The 17,531-nt window shown below is 71.8% G+C and carries 16 protein-coding genes; 9 read left to right on the top strand and 7 right to left on the bottom strand.

Features of this window, described 5'->3' with window-relative positions; genetic code table 11:
* Positions 1–91 precede the first annotated feature (91 nt).
* Entirely contained in the window at positions 92–1,594 is a 1,503-nt protein-coding gene (locus tag Cco03nite_RS08230; protein ID WP_239167205.1) for a ricin-type beta-trefoil lectin domain protein, read from the top strand.
* A gap of 46 nt (positions 1,595–1,640) precedes the next feature.
* Here the strand turns inward: Cco03nite_RS08230 and Cco03nite_RS08225 are convergent, their stop codons facing one another.
* Positions 1,641–3,218 (bottom strand): hypothetical protein, encoded by a 1,578-nt coding sequence (locus tag Cco03nite_RS08225; protein WP_203690598.1) that lies wholly within the window; start codon positions 3,216–3,218, stop codon positions 1,641–1,643.
* Between the two features lie 35 nt (positions 3,219–3,253).
* On the opposite strand from Cco03nite_RS08225, the gene Cco03nite_RS08220 reads away from it, so the two are divergent.
* The 4 genes from Cco03nite_RS08220 to Cco03nite_RS08205 all read left to right on the top strand — a co-directional run bounded on the left by Cco03nite_RS08220 (position 3,254) and on the right by Cco03nite_RS08205 (position 6,635).
* Positions 3,254–3,754: a sigma-70 family RNA polymerase sigma factor gene (locus Cco03nite_RS08220; protein WP_203690596.1), complete on the top strand. Its 501-nt coding sequence runs from the start codon at positions 3,254–3,256 to the stop codon at positions 3,752–3,754.
* A complete protein-coding gene (locus Cco03nite_RS08215) occupies positions 3,754–4,515 on the top strand; it encodes a hypothetical protein (RefSeq protein WP_203690594.1) in 762 nt (253 codons plus the stop codon). Before Cco03nite_RS08220 ends, Cco03nite_RS08215 begins: the two co-directional genes overlap by 1 nt.
* A 158-nt stretch (positions 4,516–4,673) precedes the next feature.
* Positions 4,674–5,195: an LURP-one-related family protein gene (locus tag Cco03nite_RS08210; protein ID WP_239167217.1), complete on the top strand. Its 522-nt coding sequence runs from the start codon at positions 4,674–4,676 to the stop codon at positions 5,193–5,195.
* A 459-nt stretch (positions 5,196–5,654) separates the two neighbouring features.
* A complete protein-coding gene (locus tag Cco03nite_RS08205) occupies positions 5,655–6,635 on the top strand; it encodes a pentapeptide repeat-containing protein (RefSeq protein ID WP_203690590.1) in 981 nt (326 codons plus the stop codon).
* 49 nt (positions 6,636–6,684) lie between these two features.
* On the opposite strand, the gene Cco03nite_RS08200 is transcribed toward Cco03nite_RS08205, so the two are convergent.
* Positions 6,685–7,716 (bottom strand): extracellular catalytic domain type 2 short-chain-length polyhydroxyalkanoate depolymerase, encoded by a 1,032-nt coding sequence (locus Cco03nite_RS08200; RefSeq protein WP_203690588.1) that lies wholly within the window; start codon positions 7,714–7,716, stop codon positions 6,685–6,687.
* 159 nt (positions 7,717–7,875) lie between these two features.
* Here Cco03nite_RS08200 and Cco03nite_RS08195 point away from each other — a divergent pair, with 159 nt between their 5' ends.
* The 3 genes from Cco03nite_RS08195 to Cco03nite_RS08185 all read left to right on the top strand — a co-directional run bounded on the left by Cco03nite_RS08195 (position 7,876) and on the right by Cco03nite_RS08185 (position 11,230).
* Positions 7,876–8,217: a S24 family peptidase gene (locus Cco03nite_RS08195; protein WP_203690586.1), complete on the top strand. Its 342-nt coding sequence runs from the start codon at positions 7,876–7,878 to the stop codon at positions 8,215–8,217.
* A 95-nt stretch (positions 8,218–8,312) separates the two neighbouring features.
* A complete protein-coding gene (locus Cco03nite_RS08190; protein ID WP_203690584.1) occupies positions 8,313–10,583 on the top strand; it encodes a glycosyl hydrolase family 18 protein in 2,271 nt (756 codons plus the stop codon).
* A gap of 191 nt (positions 10,584–10,774) precedes the next feature.
* Positions 10,775–11,230 carry a hypothetical protein gene (locus tag Cco03nite_RS08185; protein ID WP_203690577.1) on the top strand — a complete coding sequence of 152 codons (456 nt, stop codon included), beginning with the start codon at positions 10,775–10,777 and terminating at the stop codon, positions 11,228–11,230.
* A 56-nt stretch (positions 11,231–11,286) separates the two neighbouring features.
* Here Cco03nite_RS08185 and Cco03nite_RS08180 read toward each other — a convergent pair whose 3' ends face one another.
* From Cco03nite_RS08180 to tnpA, 5 genes are all read right to left on the bottom strand, one after another.
* The gene (locus tag Cco03nite_RS08180; protein ID WP_203690575.1) at positions 11,287–12,102 is read right to left on the bottom strand and encodes an SDR family NAD(P)-dependent oxidoreductase; all 816 of its coding nucleotides are present in this window, start codon (positions 12,100–12,102) and stop codon (positions 11,287–11,289) included.
* A 55-nt stretch (positions 12,103–12,157) separates the two neighbouring features.
* A complete protein-coding gene (locus Cco03nite_RS08175) occupies positions 12,158–13,498 on the bottom strand; it encodes a flavin-containing monooxygenase (RefSeq protein ID WP_203690568.1) in 1,341 nt (446 codons plus the stop codon).
* A 160-nt stretch (positions 13,499–13,658) separates the two neighbouring features.
* Positions 13,659–14,303, bottom strand: a complete 645-nt coding sequence (locus Cco03nite_RS08170; protein WP_203690566.1) for a TetR/AcrR family transcriptional regulator — start codon at positions 14,301–14,303, stop codon at positions 13,659–13,661.
* Between the two features lie 111 nt (positions 14,304–14,414).
* Positions 14,415–15,635 carry an RNA-guided endonuclease InsQ/TnpB family protein gene (locus tag Cco03nite_RS08165; protein WP_203690564.1) on the bottom strand — a complete coding sequence of 407 codons (1,221 nt, stop codon included), beginning with the start codon at positions 15,633–15,635 and terminating at the stop codon, positions 14,415–14,417.
* Positions 15,632–15,916, bottom strand: coding sequence for an IS200/IS605 family transposase (tnpA, locus tag Cco03nite_RS08160; RefSeq protein ID WP_373314221.1), 285 nt, complete (start codon positions 15,914–15,916; stop codon positions 15,632–15,634). The genes Cco03nite_RS08165 and tnpA overlap by 4 nt, the downstream gene beginning before the upstream one ends.
* Positions 15,917–16,177: 261 nt before the next feature.
* On the opposite strand from tnpA, the gene Cco03nite_RS08155 reads away from it, so the two are divergent.
* Entirely contained in the window at positions 16,178–17,506 is a 1,329-nt protein-coding gene (locus Cco03nite_RS08155) for an MFS transporter (protein ID WP_203690562.1), read from the top strand.
* The last annotated feature ends 25 nt before the right edge of the window (positions 17,507–17,531 follow it).

The following is a 17,531-nucleotide window of genomic DNA, read 5'->3' as shown; positions in this document are numbered from 1 at the left end:
GCATCTATTGACTTCGGAAGGGTCCACAGTAAAGTCTGTTTCTTGAGAGCGCTCTCACGCCCTGAACCGTCCCACCCCCGAAGGACTCGACGTGAGACTCACTGCGCTGACCAGCGCGGCGGTGCTCGCCGTGGCGCTGATCGCCCCCGCACCCGCCTCCGCCGCCCCCACCACCGACCCCGCTCCCGGCATGGAGCAGGCACTGCAACGCGACCTGGGCCTGACCGCCACCCAGGCCCGGGTCCGCCAGGCGCACGAAGCCGGCGCGCCCGTCGTCGAGCGCGCCGTGCGCGCCCGGCTCGGCAGCCGCTTCGCCGGCGCCTGGTACTCGCCCGAGGACGGCCGGCTCAAGGTCGGCGTGCTCGACGAGGCCGCCGCCGCGCAGGCCCGCGCCGCGGGCGCGCTGCCCGTACGGGTGGCCCGCACCGAGCGGCAGCTCGACACCAGCAAGGCGGCACTGGACCGCAAGGCCGCCGCGGCCGGCTCCGACGTGCACGGCTGGTACGTCGACGTCGCCGCCAACACCGTGACCGTCAGCGCGACGAGCGAGGCCGCCGCGCGCCGCTTCGTCGCCGCGAGCGGCGTGCCCGCCGCCGAGGTGCGGATCGTCACCGGCCAGGCCCCCCGCCCGCTGTACGACATCCGCGGCGGCGACCAGTACGTCATCAACGGCAACACGCTGTGCTCGGTCGGCTTCTCCGTCAACAACGGCGGCTTCGTCACCGCCGGGCACTGCGGCGGCGCGGGCAGCCCCACGCTCGGCTACAACAACGTCAGCCAGGGCACCTTCGCCGGGTCGTCGTTCCCGAACAACGACTACGCCTGGGTGCGCACCAACGCCAACTGGACCCCGCGCCCCTGGGTCAACAACTACGCGGGCGGCAACGCCGCCGTCGCCGGGTCGCAGGAGGCCGCGATCGGCGCGTCGATCTGCCGTTCCGGGCGCACCACCGGCTGGCGCTGCGGCGTCATCCAGGCCAAGAACGTGACCGTCAACTACTCCGGCGGCCGGACCGTGTACGGCCTCACCCAGACCACGGCCTGCGCCGAGGGCGGCGACTCCGGCGGCGCGTGGCTGAGCGGCAACCAGGCCCAGGGCGTCACCTCCGGCGGCTCGGGCAACTGCTCCACCGGCGGCACCACCTTCTACCAGCCCGTCAACGAGATCCTCGGCGCGTACGGGCTCACGCTCACCACGACCGGGGGCGGCGGCTCGACCAGCCGCATCATCGGCTGGCAGGACAAGTGCATCGACGTGCCGAACTCGAACTTCGTCGACGGCCAGCGCCTGCAGCTGTGGGACTGCAACGGCACCAACGCGCAGAACTGGACCTTCCCCGGTGACGGCACCATCCGCACCGTCAACGGGCTGTGCATGGACGTCGCCTGGGGTTCGACCGCGGCCGGCGCGGCCATCCAGATCGTCGGCTGCAGCGGCAACCCGGCCCAGCAGTTCGTGCTCACCGGCGCGGGCGACCTGGTGAACCCGCAGGCCAACAAGTGCGTGGACGTCACCGCCTGGGGCGGCACCGGAACCCCGCTGCAGACCTGGGACTGCACGGGCGGCGCCAACCAGAAGTGGCGTCGCGGCTGATGCGCTGACCGGCCCGCGCGCTTCACCGCGGCGCGCGGGCCGGTGCTCACCGGCGCGGGACTCCCGCCGCGTCCAGCAGCCCGTGCAGGGTGGCGGCGTCGAGGGCAGGATTCAAGGCGGCGTACGGCACCTGTGCGCCGTCGAGCAGTTCCCGCAGGCGTTCGGCGGGCAGCCGGGGATGGGCGATGGCAGCCTTCGCCACCTGATCGTCCGGATCGGACAAGAACCCCTCGACCACGTCTTCGGGCACCTCGGGATCGAGCAGCGCCAGCAGCCGCACCGCGGGATCCGGGTCGCGGGCGAAGCGGGCCAGGCCGATGACCGGGAAGCCGGGCCGTGTCGTCAGGTGGAGCCGGTCCGGCCGGTCGTACTCCAGGTAGCAGCGCAGTAGCAGGGCCGGTGGCGGAGCCGGATGGCAGAGCGCGAGCCGCACGCGTACCCCCGGGTCGGGATCTTCGGCGAGCCGGGCCGCGACGGCCTGCGGCAGCCCGGGTTCGCGCGCGGCGCTACGGCGCAGCAGCGGATTCACCGAGTACGCGTGGGCGATGCTGACGGCGGGTTCCGGCATCGGCCCCGGATTGAGGCGGTCGAAGGAGTCGCGAGGCCAGCAGTCGACGGCGATCGCCGCGCGTTCGGACTCGCTCAGCGCGGGGTGCGTGGACACCGAGATCCGCACCGACTCCGCAGGGTCGGCGGCCAGCCGGGCCAGCTGGTCGGCGGTCAGGTCGTCGCGCTGGGCGGCCGCGCCGCGCACGCCCTCGTCCGGATGGGACACCAGCAGCTCCACCACATCCGGTGGCAGGTAGGGGTTGAGCGCCAGGAAGGCCAGGTCGTTCAGGTCGTTTCCGGTCGTCAGCTGATCGAGCACCGCCCGCGACAGCCGCCGGGCCTGCAGCAGCTGCCAGTGGTAGTGACCGCGGTAAGGGGCCATCTCGGACGGTTGGACCAGGTGGGCGTCGTGGGCGATCACCTCGGCCGCGGCGGCCCGCACCTCCGGGTCGGGATCGTGCTGGAGGGCGGACCACAGCTGGTCGGGGAGTATGCGGTGGTATCCGCAGGCTCTGGCGCGTACCTCGGGCAGCGGGTGGCCGGCCGCGACCTTGACCGTATGCCTGGCGAAACGGGTGAAGGTCAGCTCGTCGAGCAATTCCCCGGGCGTCATGAACACCACCGGGGGAGCGGCGAGCAGCCGCCGGAGCGCGTCGTCGGGCAGCGGGCGCGGGCTGGTGCCGACTGGCCAGTTCCGGGGGCCACGGACCAGGGAGGCGGCGGTCTTCGGCTCGGGGTCGTCGAGCAGACGGGCCCGCTGCGCCGGGTCGAGGTACGGGTTGAAGCCGATGCGGCGGCGCACCTTGGAATCGGGATGGGCCAGGACGGCGTCGACGAGTTCCGGGGGCAGGTCGCGTTCCGTGCACAGGGCCTCCCAGCAGGCCTGCGCCTCGACCGCCAGCAACCGCAGCAGGACGTCGACCGGCGCCCCGGCGTTCATCGCCACCCCGCACAGGATCTGCTCGTGCACCTGGCCGCCTCCCCGCTGGTTCCAGCGGGCAAGTGTCGCATCCAGGCCGTTTCGCCGCTGCCCGCAGGAGCGGTAAAGGCAAGCGGGGTGTCGCGCGTAGTCCATGCGAGAGTTCCTTTCCCCGGCCACAGGTGGTGTCGATGGACGATTTCGGCGAGTTCTACGCGGCGCGCAAGGACGCCGTCTACCGGGCGGTCCTGGTCGCCACGCGCGGGCAGCCCGGTGCCGAGGATGCCGTCGCGGAGGCTTTCACCAGGGCGTACGCCCGCTGGGACGCGGTGCGGACGCATCCGAACCCGACGGCGTGGGTGCTGCGCACCGCGCTGAACGAGCAGCGGTCCTGGTGGCGGCGGCTGCGCCGGGAGCTGCCGGGCGACCCACCGGACGTCGGCACCGTGGCCGACCGCGCTCCGGGCGGGCTCGACGCGCGGCTGCGTGCCCTGGTCATGGCGCTGCCCACCCGGCAGCGCGAGGTGGTGGCGCTGCGGCTGCTGGCCGACCTGTCGGCCGAGGAGACCGGGCGCACGCTGCGTATCGGCGCGGCGACCGTGCACGTCCACCTGCACCGTGCGCTGGCGACCCTGCGCACCCGACTCGCCGCCGTGCCGGGCGACGGCCCGCTGGTCCGGGAGAAGCTGTGATGACGGAACTCGACGATGAGCGACTGGCCGACCTGATCCGCGAGGCGCACCGGGACACGTTTCTGGCCGTGCCGCTGACCCGGGTGACCGGCGCGCGGGCCCGGCGACCGTTTCCGCTGCTGCTGGCGGCGACGGCCGTGGTGGCGGCACTGGTCACCGTGATCATGCTCGGTGCGGCCTGGGTGATGCTGGGCGGCGCGCCGCTGCCGGTGGAACCCGCGGTGCCCTCGGAGTCCGCGCTGCCCATGGGCAAGCCGCCGCGGCCCAGCAGCAGCGCGACCACGGCGCGGGGGCGCTGCGCTGACTTCGCCGTGCCGGAGCTGGCCCAGGAGGGCTTGACCGAGCTGCCGCCGCTCCGCTTCGAGGTGGAGCCGGTGCCGGGGCGGCTGAAGCTGCTCGTGTACGCCGACGACCGGGGCAGCACGGCGTGCTGGCTGGGGGAGGAGCAGCACTCGGTGCAGGTCGGCGCCTCCGACCTGACGACGGCGATGCGGACCTCGTTCCCGCCGGGCCGGTTGAGCAACGCCTCGTCGGCGTACGGGTCCAACCCTGCGGCGGCGTACACCTTCGGGCGCGCGCCGGCGGGCGCGACCCGGGTCGAGGTGCACTTCCCGGGCGGGGTGGTGCGCGAGGCGCAGGTCGACGGCGAGTGGTATCTGCTGACCGGCGCGGGCCAGGAGTCCCACGAATTCTCCGAGATCACGAAGATCGTCGCGGTCACCCCCGGCGGCCGGGAGGAGCTGCCGGTGGAGCACGGCTGACCGCGCCCCCGGCTGTGCAGCGGGCCTGGTGCTCTCATGGCACACTGTCGCCTCGCGGACAGTTCATGTTTCGCGTTCATCCCCGGACGAAGGACCCCCTCGTGGATCTGGCCACCCTGCAAGCGCAGCAGACGCTGTTCATCAAGCAGCGCTTCACCATGATGATCAACCGGTACGAGGTCACCTCGGTGCAGCCCGACGGCACCCCCGGCACGCAGCTGGCGTTCGTCGAGCAGAAGCGCATGGCCTTCAAGGAGCAGGTCACGCTGTACCGCGACGACAGCAAGACCGGCGTGTTCGCCGCGTTCAAGGCCCGCAGCGTGATCGACCTCGGCGCGACGTACGACGTCACCGACGAGAACGGCGCTCCGATCGGTCTGTTCAAGAAGGACTTCGCCAAGTCGCTGCTGCGCTCGACCTGGCACGTGGAGCCCGCCGGCGGCGCGCGTTTCACCGGCCAGGAGCGCAGCCTGCCCATCGCGCTGCTGCGCCGCTTCGCGGACCTGACCTTCTGGCCCTACCACTTCGACTTCGTGCGCGACGGCCAGCCCGTGTTCTCCGTCGTGAAGAAGTTCGCGCTGGTGCGCGACAAGTACACCGTCCAGATCCACGACCCGGCCATCGACCGCCGCCTGGTCGTGGCGATGGCGGTGGCGCTCGACGCGCTCCAGGCGCGCTGACCCCGGACCGCTCCCGTGGGGGCGTCGGCTGCGGCCGGCGTCCCCACGCCCGTATGCAGGGTGTTTCGGCGGTGCCCGAATAGCCTCGACCGCGGCGGCGCGGTCCAGCATCATCCCTGCGGGGAACCGGCGCATGGTCGGGCGCCGCAGGGTCCCGCCGCGGCGCTCGATCCGCGCGGGCTTGGCCGCAACGGGGGAGGCCAATCCCGCGCGCCGGTTCGCGCCGCGGCCGCACTCGCCCCCCGCTCGACGCCATCACGTTCGGTGACCAGGTGCCATTGGTGCGGTGAAGATCGCATGTCAGGTCAAGGTTCGGTAACGCAGCCCGGCATATCCGACATATCAGTCGGCGACCTGTTGAGTAACCGGGCACGGCGTCCTACTTTTGATCGCCAACGACCCGTTGAGCTGCGCCCCGAGCGGCTCGTCATGCGGCGTTGTCGATGCGAGGGGTCCCGCATGCTCAACGATGAGGCGCTCGTCGAGCGCTGGCTCGTGCCCGGCGGGCCGGAGTTGCAGTCCGAGGTCATCCGGCGGTTGCGGGCGGGGGAGCGCCTCGACGGCCTGGCCCTGGACCGCATCGACGGCCGCTGGGACCTGCGCGGGCTCGGTGCGCCCGAGCCGCGCCCCGCCGACCTGGACAGCACCACCCGGCAGGCCGGCGGGATGTCGTTCACCTTCGAGTTCTCCGACGTCGCGGCGACCCTGGAGTTCCAGCGGGCCCGCCTTGTCGACCTCGACCTGCGTGGCGCGCACCTGCCGCGGCTGCGGCTGTTCGGCTGCGTCATCGACAACAGCCTGTTCGACGGCGCGCACTGCGTCGGCCTGCGCATGTGGGCCACCGACGTCGGCGACACCTCGTTCCTCGCCGCGGACCTTGCCCGCTCGTCGGTCGGCGGCTGGTACGCCGGGCGCGGCAACCGGCTGCGCAACGTCGACTTCCGCCACGCCGACCTGTCCCGCCTCGGCTGCGGCGTCGCCTCGTTCACCGACGTCGACTTCGCCCACGCGCAGCTCGAATGCACCAACTTCTGGCAGGCCAGCCTGGTCCGCTGCCGGTTCGCCGGGGTGCTGCGCGAGGTCGTGTTCGACGGCCGGGTGCTCGAACCCGAGCGCGACCTCGGCCCCAACCCGATGCAGGACGTCGACATGCGCGGCGTGACCGCGTTCGACGACGTCGACTTCCGCGGCGTCAACTTCGACCGGGTCACCCTGCCCGACCACCCGGCCCTGGTCGTGGTCCGCGGCGTAGCCCGGGTCGAGGCAGGCCTGCAGCGCCTGGCCGACCGCGACGACCACGCCGCCCAGGAGGCCCGCGGCCGCCTGCAGCACCTGCGCAAGTTCATGGGTGTCGCCGGCGGCGCCGACCAGGCCCTCATCGACATGCGCACCCTCATCGACCCCGAAGCCGCCCTCCTCCTCCGCGTCCTCCTGACCTGAGCCCTCCCGCCCGGCCCTCCCGGCCCGGCCCCCTGGCGAGGAGGGCGGGTCAGCCGTCGAGGCGGCGGATCATGTTCATGAGGGATTCGAGTTGAAGGCCGCCCTTGATGGGGTAGTTGGTGTAGCCGAGGTAGCCCCACCAGTCCCAGCAGCCGTACGGGTTCACGCCGGAGGCGGTGGCCTGGGGGTACAGGACGACGGTGTTGTTGGTGTCGGCGTACTGGTTGAGGTTGGCGCGGTCGACGAACGCCGTGCCGACCGCGTCGTAGCCCTGCGAGCAGCCGTGCAGCGCGACGAGCAGGCGGCAGCTCTGCCCGGCCGCGCAGCTGCTCGGCACGTACGCGAAGCCGCTGCCGCCCATGCTCAGCCCGGCCGCGAACCCGTTGATGGCGAACGTGTTCTGGTCGAAGCGGATCAGCGAACCGGTGAGCGGGCCGGTGTTGCGGGGGTTCACCGCGCCGTACAGCTTGGCGAACATGGCGTTCTGCGGATCCGTGCCGCAGTCGTTGAGGTACGGCGACGCGGTGGCCGTGCAGCCGCCCGTGCCGTACGGCGTGACCCAGGCGTGCCCGGCCGAGCTGCCCGAGCTGTAGGACACGCTCGCGCCGAAGTGCTGGTAGTAGCGCACCAGGTCGTCGGTGACGGACTTCTTCACGGTGCTGTCGTTGTCGCCGTGGAAGACGTACACCGGGTCGCCGGACAGCTGCGACGGCGGGTCGATCCAGCCGTAGCCGGACCACAGCGAGGTGTACGACTTCAGGCTGCTCAGCTGCGTCGACCACAGGTTGTCGCCGCACGCGTAGAGCGCCCGGCTCGCGTTGTACTGCGCGCAGTAGTAGGGCCCGGCGGCGAACACGGCCGCGCCCTTGATCCGGCCCGAGTAGGCCACGTGCAGCTGGGTCGCCAGGTAGCCGCCGGAGGAGACGCCGGCGACGTACACGCTGGAGATGTTGTAGGTCTGCAGGGTGCCCGCGACGGGCGGCACCGTGTAGGGGGTCGCGGCGGTGGCGGGTGCGGCGGATCCGAAAACGACCAGCAGCGTGGCGAGGACCGCGACGCCGGCGCGGACACGTGGTGACATGCCGACTCCTTCCGGTAACGGGGGTGGCGTCACCGTAGGCGCGGCTCACGGCCGCCTCCAGCCGCGCCGTCCACATGTTTCGATGTCGCAGGGTGGCGGCCTTCGCCATGCCGCTATATCGCTGGCCCGGTCGGCGCGTGGCCGGGCATCCTGTGGCCCATGGGAATGCTCGACAGTGTCGCCGCGCGGGTGGCCGCGGGGGCGACGGTGCGGTTCCGGCCCACCGGCAACTCGATGATCCCGCTGGTCCGCAGCCGCGACCTGGTGACCGTCGCGCCGGTGGACCCCGCGGCGGTCCAGGTCGGCGACATCGTGCTGGCCCGCGTCGCGGGCACCGTCTACCTGCACCTGGTGTCGGCGGTGGACGCCGCGGGCGGGCGGGTGCAGATCAGCAACAACCGCGGCCGGGTCAACGGCTGGACCGGCCAGGCCCGCGTCTTCGGCATCTGCACCGAGGTCGAGGGGGTGGCGCGACCGCGGCTGGACGGAAAGCTCAGGTAGCCACGAGGAAGCCATAGACAAATGCAAGTATGGCATTGACCGCGCCGAACCCTCGGGTCCAGTATTAGGAAAGTTTCCTAATAACAGGAGGGCACATGCGCAAGATCCGCTCCCTTGCCGCGATCCTCGCCATAGCCGTCACCGCCCTGGCGCTGCCCGGGGTCGCGGCAGCCGCCCCGGCCGGGCTCACCGCCACCTTCTCCAGCACCGACAACGGTTCGTGGTTCATGGACAAGTTCGTCGTCGCGAACCCCACCAGCGCCGCGATCACCGGCTGGACCCTGGAGTTCGACCTGCCCGCGGGCGTGACCATGAGCAACTTCTACAACGGCACGGCCAGCCAGTCCGGCAGCCACGTCACCGTCGTCAACGCGCACTACAACGGCACGGTCGCCGCCGAGGCGAGCACCGAGCCCTACAGCCCCTGGTTCATCGCGTACGGCTCCGGCGCGGCCCCGCTGAACTGCCGGATCAACGGCAACAAGTGCGACGGCACCCCCGACCGCGCCCCGGGCGCGCCCACCGGCGTGACCGTCACCGGCCGCACCACCCGCACCGTCTCGCTGACCTGGACCGCCGCCGCGGTGACGGACTTCCCGATCGCGGGCTACGACGTGCTGTCCGGCAGCACGGTCGTGGCCACGAGCACCACCACGAGCGCGACCGTCACCGGCCTGACCCCGAACACCGGGTACACCTTCACCGTGCGGGCCCGGGACACCCGGGGCAACCTGTCCGCGCTCAGCACGCCGGTCAGCGCCACGACCCTGAACCCGGCCAACGACACCACGCCGCCGACCGTGCCCGGCAACCTGCGCTCGACCGCGAAGTCGGCCACCTCGGTCACCCTGGCCTGGAACGCGGCCACCGACGCCAGCGGCATCGCGGGCTACGACGTGTACACCGGAACGACCCTGCGGGCCAGCGTCACCGGCCTGACGGCGGTGGTCGGCGGGCTGTCGCCGATGACCGGGTACACCTTCACGGTCAAGGCCCGCGACACCTACGACAACGCCTCCGCCGCCTCGAACGCCGTCACCGTCACCACCGACGACGTCGTGGGCTCGGGCAGCTACGCGAAGGTCGGCTACTTCGTGCAGTGGGGCATCTACGGCCGCCAGTACTTCGTCCGCAACCTCGACACCAGCGGCTCGGCGGCCAAGCTGACCCACCTCAACTACGCGTTCGCCAACATCGACCCGGTCAACCTGACCTGCCTGCAGGGGGTCACCCGGGGCACCACCGCCAACCCGCAGGACCCCGACCAGGGCACCGGCGCCGGTGACGCCGACGCCGACTACGGCCGCCCGATGGCCGCGTCGCAGTCCGTCGACGGGGTCGGCGACACCGGCTGGGAGCCGCTGCGCGGCAACTTCAACCAGCTGCGCAAGCTCAAGGCCAAGCACCCGCACCTGAAGGTGCTGATCTCGATCGGCGGCTGGACGTACTCGAAGTACTTCTCCGACGTCGCGGCCACGCCGGCGGCCCGGGAGAAGTTCGTCCGGTCCTGCATCGACATCTACATCAAGGGCAACCTGCCGACCTACAACGGCGCGGGCGGGCCGGGCAGCGCCGCGAACATCTTCGACGGCATCGACCTGGACTGGGAGTGGCCGGGCGCGGAGGGCCACCCGGGCAACCACGTCAGCCCGGCGGACAAGGCCAACAACACGGCGCTGACCGCCGAGTTCCGCCGCCAGCTCGACGCGCTGACCACGACCACCGGCAAGCGCTACCTGATCACCGCGTTCACCCCGGCCGACCCGGCGAAGATCGCGGCGGGCTGGGACATCGGGCCGAACGGCGTGTTCAACTACATGGACTTCGCCAACGTGCAGGGCTACGACTTCCACGGGTCCGGCTCGGACAACTCGTGGGAGCCGAACCGCACCGGCCACCAGGCCAACCTGTACCGCGACACGCAGGACCCGTACGCGTTCGAGTTCAGCGTGGACAAGGCGATCCAGACGTACCTCGACGCCGGGGTCAGCCCGCGGCGGCTCACCGTCGGCGTGGCCTTCTACGGGCGCGGCTGGCAGGGTGTCGCGGCGGGCGGGGTCAACGGCGAGTGGCAGACCGCGACCGGCGCGGCCCCGGGCCAGTTCGCCGAGGAGGCCGGCACCCGGGGGTACGCCAACCTGCTGTCCGGTGTGCCGGGCTGCACGGTGTACCACGACGTGCAGTCGGTCTCCACGTACTGCTACACCGGGACCGGCGGGCAGTGGTGGAGCTTCGACGATGCCTGGTCGATCGGCCAGAAGACCGCCTGGATCAAGCAGAAGGGCCTGCTCGGCGGCATGATCTGGGAGATGTCCGGGGACACCGCGGCGGGCACCCTGATGTCGGCGGTGCACTCGGGCCTGTGACGGACCGCCGCGCGGCGCGCCCCCGCCCGGACGCGCGCCGCGCGGCCTCCTGTCGCATCGATGTCTGTTGTGCCCGTTGCGGAGGGAAGCCGGGTGATCTGGTTAACATAAGTCGTTTTCGACGGTCTGTTGTGGAAACATGTCGGCCCCGACCGATGCGCGATCTTCGCGCTGAACCATTGGAGGACCGCATGCGCGTTTGGGCGCGACGGCTGGCGATCTCGGCTCTGACGGTGACGATGGCGGTGACGGCGCTCGGCTCGCCCGCGCAGGCCGCGACCAACCCCTACAGCGCTGCCGGGGCCTGCGCCACCGACTTCGGCGGCTCCTGGGCGTACGCGTCCGACGGCCACCGCACGATCTACGCCGACGGCACCAAGGTCGGCGACGTTTACCTGATGTACAACGGCGCGACCGCGTACAACTGCGTCGTCACGCTCAAGGCGGTCGCCGTCGGCTCGTACAGCGGGGTGGCCGCCTGGATCCGCGTCGAGGGCGGCTCGTGGGTCGCCGACTCCGGCAACTACAAGTACTACGCCGCCATCCAGCGCTCCGCGCGGGACAAGTGCGTCATGTACAGCGGTGAGGTTCTCAACGGCACCATGTGGGCCGAGAACGGCCGCTCCAGCTGGGGCAACTGCGGCTGACCATCCGTGACCGGCGCATCGGCCCGCAAGATGGGGCCGATGCGCCGTGGCGTTTCTCAGCGGCCGGCGCGGCGGCGCATGCCCGCGGCCAGCGGGGCCTGGTCCAGGTCGCCCGCAGCGACGCGCTTGGCGATGGTGCGCCGCACGATCGCGCCGGTCACCGAAGGCAGGTGCCGGGCCAGGAACAGCTCGAACCGGCCGCGCCCGGTAGTGGCGACGTCGCGCGGGGCCTTACGGGCGGTCGCGGCGCGCAGGATCGCGGCCACCACACCCTCGACGGGCTCGTACCGGGACACGCCCTGCAGCGACAGGCCGGCCTGGGCGGAGGCGTCGTGGATCGGGGACGCGACCATGCTCGGGTAGACGACGCTGACGCCGATGTGCGTGCCGACCTCCAGCCGCAGCGCGTCGGCGTACGCGACCAGGGCGCGCTTGCTGACGCCGTACGCTGCGGCCAGCGGCAGCGGCAGCAGCGCCATGCGGCTGGACACGAACACCACCCGGCCCCGGCTGCGCTCCAGGGCGGGCACGGCCGCGGCGGTGGTGTGCCAGGCGGCCATCAGGTTCACGTCGAGCTGCCGCCGGGCGGCGTCGCCGGGGGCCAGCTCGGCCGGGGCGGGCCCGCCGACGCCGGCGTTGTTGATGAGCAGGTCGAGACCGCCGAGCGTCTCCACCGCCTGCGCCACCGCGCCGGGGACCGCGGAGCCGTCGGTCAGGTCGCAGGCGATGACCGGCGACGTGCCGACGGTGTCGGCGCGCAGGTCGAGGCCGACGACCCGGGCCCCGGCCAGCTCGAGCCGCGCGCACAGCAGCCGGCCGAAGGTGCCGTTCGCGCCGGTGACGATGACGCGTTTGCCGTCAAGGGTGCTCATCGGGCGGTCTCCTCGGTGTCGTGCGGTGTGCGTGCCAGGCGGCCGGTGGGCGTGCTCATCGGACGGTCGCCGGACTGGTCCAGGTGACGCCCTGGCCGCGGCGGGCGCGGGTCGCCCCGTTGGTCAGCTCCTTCGCGGCGAGCGCGAGGTAGGCGTCGAAGTCGATGCGCATGGCCGGGCGGCGCTCGCCCCAGCGGTCGCGGGCCGCGCGGTGCTCGGCGGCGATGTCGGCGGCCTGGCCGGCGGCGTCGGGCAGGGCGTACTGCCCGGCCACGTGCGCGGCGGCGAGCCTGGCCTGGGCCTCGACGACGGGCAGTGCCGAGCCGGTGGACTGCATCAGGCCGACGAACATCAGCCCGGGGGCCTGCTGGTGGAACACGTGCCGGAACAGCGGCAGCCGGTCCGCGCCGTCGCCGAGCAGCGCCGGGTCGAGGAACGGCAGGTCGATGTCGTAGCCGGTGCACCAGACGACGAGGTCGATCTCGTCGGCGGCCCCGTCGGTGAAGTGCACCCGGTCGCCGTCGAACCGGGCGATGGCGGGCCGTACGCCGATCTCACCGTGGGTGATGCGCGACAGCAGCGAGTCCGACAGGGTCGGGTGGTCCTGCAGGAAGCCGTGCTCCGGGGCGGGCAGGCCGTACGCGGCGGGGCGGCCGACGGCGAAGCGCAGCATGGTCTGGCTGATGCGCTGGCGCAGCCGCCACGGCAGGCGCTTGGCCAGCGCCCCGTTGAGGGTGTCGGACGGCTTGCCGAGCAGGTGCTTGGGCACGATCCAGACGCCGCGGCGCAGCGACAGCAGGGTGCGCGGGGCGACGTACGAGGCGTCGACGGCGATGTCCATGGCCGAGTTGCCGCCGCCGACGACCAGCACCCGCCGCCCGGCGAGCTGCTCCGGGCCGCGGTAGTCGTGACTGTGCAGCTGCTCGACGCCCAGCTCGCCGGGGTAGGCGGGCGACGGCAGCTTGGGGCGGCTGTTGTGCCCGTTGGCGACCACGACGGCCTCGACGTGCACGGTGGTGGTGCCGTCCGGGCCGAGCGCGGTGACCCGCCAGCCTGCGCCGTCGCGCACGACCTCGGTGACCGTGTGCCGCAGCTGAACGGATTCCAGCAGGCCGAAGCGCTGGGCGTAGTCGTGCAGGTAACCGGCGATGCGGCCGTGGTCGGGGTAGTCGGGCCAGTCGGTGGGCATGGGCAGGTCGGCGAACTCGGTGCGGGTCCGCGAGGTGTTCAGGTGCAGCGTGCGGTACGCCGACGAGTGCGGTGCGCCGTACACCCACAGGCCGCCGACCTGCGCCGCGGCGTCGAAGGCGACGGCGGGCACGCCCCGGTCGGCCAGTGCCTTGAGCGTGGCCAGCCCGGCCGGCCCGGCTCCGATCACGGCGACCCGTGGCGTCATGCGTACCCTCCCGAATATCCAACGTCCGTTGGATATTGCGTCGGCCGGGGCCCCCGCGTCAAGCGGCCGGGGGCCCGAGATCGCTCGACTTGCCCGGCAGGTGTGCGAATCATGGACGCGCATTCGCCCAGTCGCCTGGCAAGTCGGGTGATCACGGCGGTCAGGCGGGTGGCGGGTACATGCGGTCCAGCCAGCGGTGGGCGAAGGCGCGGAACTCGCGGCGCTGGCGGGCGCCGTTCGCGCCGGAGAGCAGGCCGACGACGTGCGCGTGCACGGACCAGACCAGGCTGCGTACGGCCAGGTGCGGTTGCGGTTCGCTGAGCACGCCGGCCGCGTCGGCCTCGGCCAGCACCTGCTCGACGGCCCGGTAGAGCGGCTCGCTGTAGCGCTGGTCGAGTTCGGCGTGCCGGTCGGGCTCCAGCCAGCGGCGCAGCCACAGGCCGGTGACCTCGGGCCGGTCCTCCAGGAAGTCGATGAACACGTCGACCAGCTCGTGCAGCGCGGCCATGGCCGGGCCGGGTCCGGCGGCGAGACCGTCCCGGGCCGTGGCGACGGCCCTGGTCAGCGCCTCGCTCTCGGCGGCGAAGACGCGCGCGAAGCAGCACTCGTACAGCGCGGCCTTGGTGCCGACGTGGTGGTGCACCGTGGCCACGTCCACGCCGCATGCCGCGGCGACCTCGCGCATGCCGACCGCGTCGAAGCCGCGCCGCGCGAACAGGCCCGCCGCCGCCTCGATGATCACGTCGGGGGTGGCGCGCTGGTCCGCGCGCCGGGGGCGGCCCGGTCCCCGTCGGGGTGTAGTCATGCGCTCCATCGTGCCCTACTATCCAGCAAACGTTGGATTACATGCGCGTAAGAGCGAGGAGAGGGTGTGACTCCACCCACGCGTGAACGCGCGGGCTTCCTGCGTCGGTGGCTAGCCGCCGGCGCAGAGGACCAGCCCGGTCCTGTAGAGAACGTTGAGCGCGCCTACCCGGTCGGCGTGTTCGACCAGACCGCAGTTGACGCACTCGAACTCGGCTTGGTTGACGCGGTTTTCCTTCGCGACGTGCCCGCAGCCGCCGATCTGGGGCGGGCAGGTGCGGGAGGTGTTGCGGGCGTCCACTGGAATCGTTCGGCGACCGGCGCTCTCAGCCTTGTTCGCGAGGATTGCCAGGAACTGTCCCCAACCTGCGTCGAGGATGGCGTGGTTGAGCCCGGACTTGGCGGCGGCCTGGTTGGGCAGGAACACGCCGTCGTTTCCGGGATCGGGCTTGGGCGCGGGCTTGCTGGTCATACCCGCGATGTTCAGGTTCTCGTGCCCGATCACGTCGTGCCGGCGCACCAGCCTCAAGGCCGTCTTGTGGTGATGGTCGAGCCGCCTGCGCGCGATCTTGCGGTGCAGGTCGGCGACCTTGCGGGCGGCGGCCCGGTGCTTTCTCGTGCGGCGTCTGGTGCGCTGCGGATACGTCGAAAGGTGCTGCTGGGCTGCGGCCAGCTCGCCGGCCGTCGTGCGCAGGAACTTCGGGTTCGGCTCGTGCGTACCGTTGGAGTCGGTGAGAAAGTGCACGGTGCCGACGTCGACTCCGACGATGCTGCCCGTGGGTGGCAGCGGCTGCGCAGCGACGTTGTCGCAGGACAGGACCAGGTACCAGCGGCGGCCTTCACGTTTGACCGATACGGTCTTCACACGGCCGTCGACCGGCCGGTGCTGGTGCACCCGAACGTGCCCCACACCCTGCAGACGGACCCTGCTCTGGGTGTCGTCTGGGGTGCTGTTCCAGCGGCAGCCGTCGCCGTCTTTCGGGAAGGTCACGGTGTTGAAGTGCCCGGCTCCTTTGAAGCGGGGGTAGCCGGGGGTCTTTCCGGCTTTGACGCGGCCGAAGAACGCGGCGAACGCCTTGTCCAGCCGCCGCAGGGTGGCCTGCTGGGAGGAGAACGACCAGCGGCCCTGCCGTTCGGGGTCGAACGCACGGATGTGTTTCAACTGGGCGGACTGATCGCCGTAGCGGATCGTGGTCTTCGACGCGTGCCGGTAGGCGTCACGACGTTCCTGCAGGGCGGCGTTGTACAGCGACCGGTGGTCGGCCAGCATCTCGGCCAAGGCCTGCTCCTGGCGCACGGTAGGTCGCAGGAGGAACTTGTAGGCGCGGATCACGACACGTCGCCCCGAATTTTCCTCCAGAGCCGCTCCCACTGGGCGCCGCTCACGGCGTCAACCGACGCGGCGAAGTGCGACGACGACCACAAGGTGGGCAGCTTCGAGCGCAGATGTAGGAACTCCTCGCGCAGGATGCGGGAAGAAAAGCCCTTGAACCGGTTCGCGACGTATGACGCGGAGTCCTTCGGGTGGTGCTTGACGAACAGGTGGACGTGGTCTGGCATCACCTCCAGCGCCACGATCTCCCACCCCCGTCCGTCTGCCTCGGCTCGGACCAACTCGTCCAGGCGTTACGCGACCCGGCCACCGAGGACCGGACGGCGGAACTTCGGGAACCACACGACGTGCAGCCCGGAGGTTCATACACACCGGAGAATCGGCAGACCTTCCTGGCCGCAGAAACACACCGAGTATACGAGCAATGTCCATTCACGAGTGAAGCCGACTTCGAAGCCTCACGCACGCATGGATGCGGCCGCCCCGCAGCGGCCTTCGATTCCCCCACCGGCTAAAGCCGGTGATCCCCTCAAGGAGGACTGATGGACGAGGCGGCGCGGCTGTCCCGCGGCGGCATGCTGGCCTTCGCGAGCGGGTCACTGGGCATGGGCACCTGGGTCACCGTACCGGGCCTGCTGCTGCTCTACTTCCTCACCGACGTGCTCGCCGTCGCTCCGCTGGTCGCCGGGTTCGTGCTGCTGCTGCCGAAGATCGCCGACGTGCTGCTGCACCCGTGGGTCGGCCACCTCTCCGACACCGACCTGGCCCGGCGCGGGCACCGCCGCGTCCTGATGATGCTCGGCTGCGGCTTGCCGCTCGCCTTCGCCGCCCTGTTCCTGGTGCCCGGCGGCCTGCTCGGCAACTCCGCCGCCGCCTGGGTCGCCGTCGCGTTCATCGCGGGCAACCTGCTCTTCGCCGCGTACCAGGTGCCCTACCTGTCCACGCCCGCCGACCTGGCCATCGGCTACCACGAGCGCACCCGCCTGATGGGCTTCCGGATGGTCGTGCTGACCGTCGGCATCCTGCTCAGCGGCGTGCTCGCGCCGATGCTCGCGGGCAAGGAGGACCCTACCCGCTCCGGGTACGCCCTGATGGGCCTGGTGCTCGGCGCGTCGATGCTGGTCACCATGCTGATCGGCATCGGCGGCGTGCGGCGGCTGACCGCGGCCGCCCCGAGCCCGGTGACCGCCGGGCACGGCAAGGCGGGGCTGCGTACCCTCCTGGTGGCGCTGCGCGACCCGCAGTTCCGCTGGCTCGTCGGCTCCTACCTGGCCATGTCCACCACCAGCCACCTGGTGCTGGCCGCCGTGCCCTACTTCGCCGAGTACGAACTCGGCCGCCCCGGCCTGACCACCGTGCTGGTCGCCGCGTTCGTCGCCCCGGCGCTGATCGCCACCCCGGTCTGGGTCGTGGTGGCCCGCCGCATCGGCAAGCAGCCCGGCCTGCTCATCGCCCAGGGCGCGTTCGTCGTCGGCTCGATCGTGCTCGCGTTCGGCAGCGCGGCGGGTCTGCCGGTGCTGATCGGTGCGGTCGCCGTGCTCGGCATCGCGTTCGCGGCGATGCAGCTGCTGCCGTTCTCGATGATGCCCGACGTGATCCGGGCGAGCGGCGCGGACGGCACCACCCGCGCCGGCACCTACACCGGCGTGTGGACCGCGGCCGAGGCCACCGGCGGCGCGCTCGGGCCGTACGTGTACGCGGCCTGCCTGGCCATCGGCGGCTTCGTCGCCAGCAGCGCGGGCACGGAGGTCGTGCAGTCCGATACCGCGCACACGATGATCCGCCTCGGCTTCGGCGTCGTCCCGGCGGTCCTGATGGTCGTCGCCATGCTGCTGCAGCGCCGCTACACCCTGGACCGCACGCTGCGCTGATCGGCGGGCGCTCATCGGATCACGC

This window comes from Catellatospora coxensis, from assembly GCF_016862635.1.
GTDB lineage: Bacteria > Actinomycetota > Actinomycetes > Mycobacteriales > Micromonosporaceae > Catellatospora > Catellatospora coxensis.
Note: the sequence above shows the minus strand (reverse complement) of the source record. Positions and strands in the feature narration are given on the sequence as shown.

Excerpts from the sequence above, each read along its gene's own strand:
- Cco03nite_RS08225 (WP_203690598.1), bottom strand. The coding sequence starts at position 3,218 with ATGGACTACGCGCGACACCCCGCTTGCCTTTACCGCTCCTGCGGGCAG.
- Cco03nite_RS08220 (WP_203690596.1), top strand. The coding sequence starts at position 3,254 with ATGGACGATTTCGGCGAGTTCTACGCGGCGCGCAAGGACGCCGTCTAC.
- Cco03nite_RS08215 (WP_203690594.1), top strand. The coding sequence starts at position 3,754 with ATGACGGAACTCGACGATGAGCGACTGGCCGACCTGATCCGCGAGGCG.
- Cco03nite_RS08210 (WP_239167217.1), top strand. The coding sequence starts at position 4,674 with ATGATGATCAACCGGTACGAGGTCACCTCGGTGCAGCCCGACGGCACC.
- Cco03nite_RS08205 (WP_203690590.1), top strand. The coding sequence starts at position 5,655 with ATGCTCAACGATGAGGCGCTCGTCGAGCGCTGGCTCGTGCCCGGCGGG.
- Cco03nite_RS08200 (WP_203690588.1), bottom strand. The coding sequence starts at position 7,716 with ATGTCACCACGTGTCCGCGCCGGCGTCGCGGTCCTCGCCACGCTGCTG.
- Cco03nite_RS08195 (WP_203690586.1), top strand. The coding sequence starts at position 7,876 with ATGGGAATGCTCGACAGTGTCGCCGCGCGGGTGGCCGCGGGGGCGACG.
- Cco03nite_RS08190 (WP_203690584.1), top strand. The coding sequence starts at position 8,313 with ATGCGCAAGATCCGCTCCCTTGCCGCGATCCTCGCCATAGCCGTCACC.
- Cco03nite_RS08185 (WP_203690577.1), top strand. The coding sequence starts at position 10,775 with ATGCGCGTTTGGGCGCGACGGCTGGCGATCTCGGCTCTGACGGTGACG.
- Cco03nite_RS08180 (WP_203690575.1), bottom strand. The coding sequence starts at position 12,102 with ATGAGCACCCTTGACGGCAAACGCGTCATCGTCACCGGCGCGAACGGC.
- Cco03nite_RS08175 (WP_203690568.1), bottom strand. The coding sequence starts at position 13,498 with ATGACGCCACGGGTCGCCGTGATCGGAGCCGGGCCGGCCGGGCTGGCC.
- Cco03nite_RS08170 (WP_203690566.1), bottom strand. The coding sequence starts at position 14,303 with ATGACTACACCCCGACGGGGACCGGGCCGCCCCCGGCGCGCGGACCAG.
- Cco03nite_RS08155 (WP_203690562.1), top strand. The coding sequence starts at position 16,178 with ATGGACGAGGCGGCGCGGCTGTCCCGCGGCGGCATGCTGGCCTTCGCG.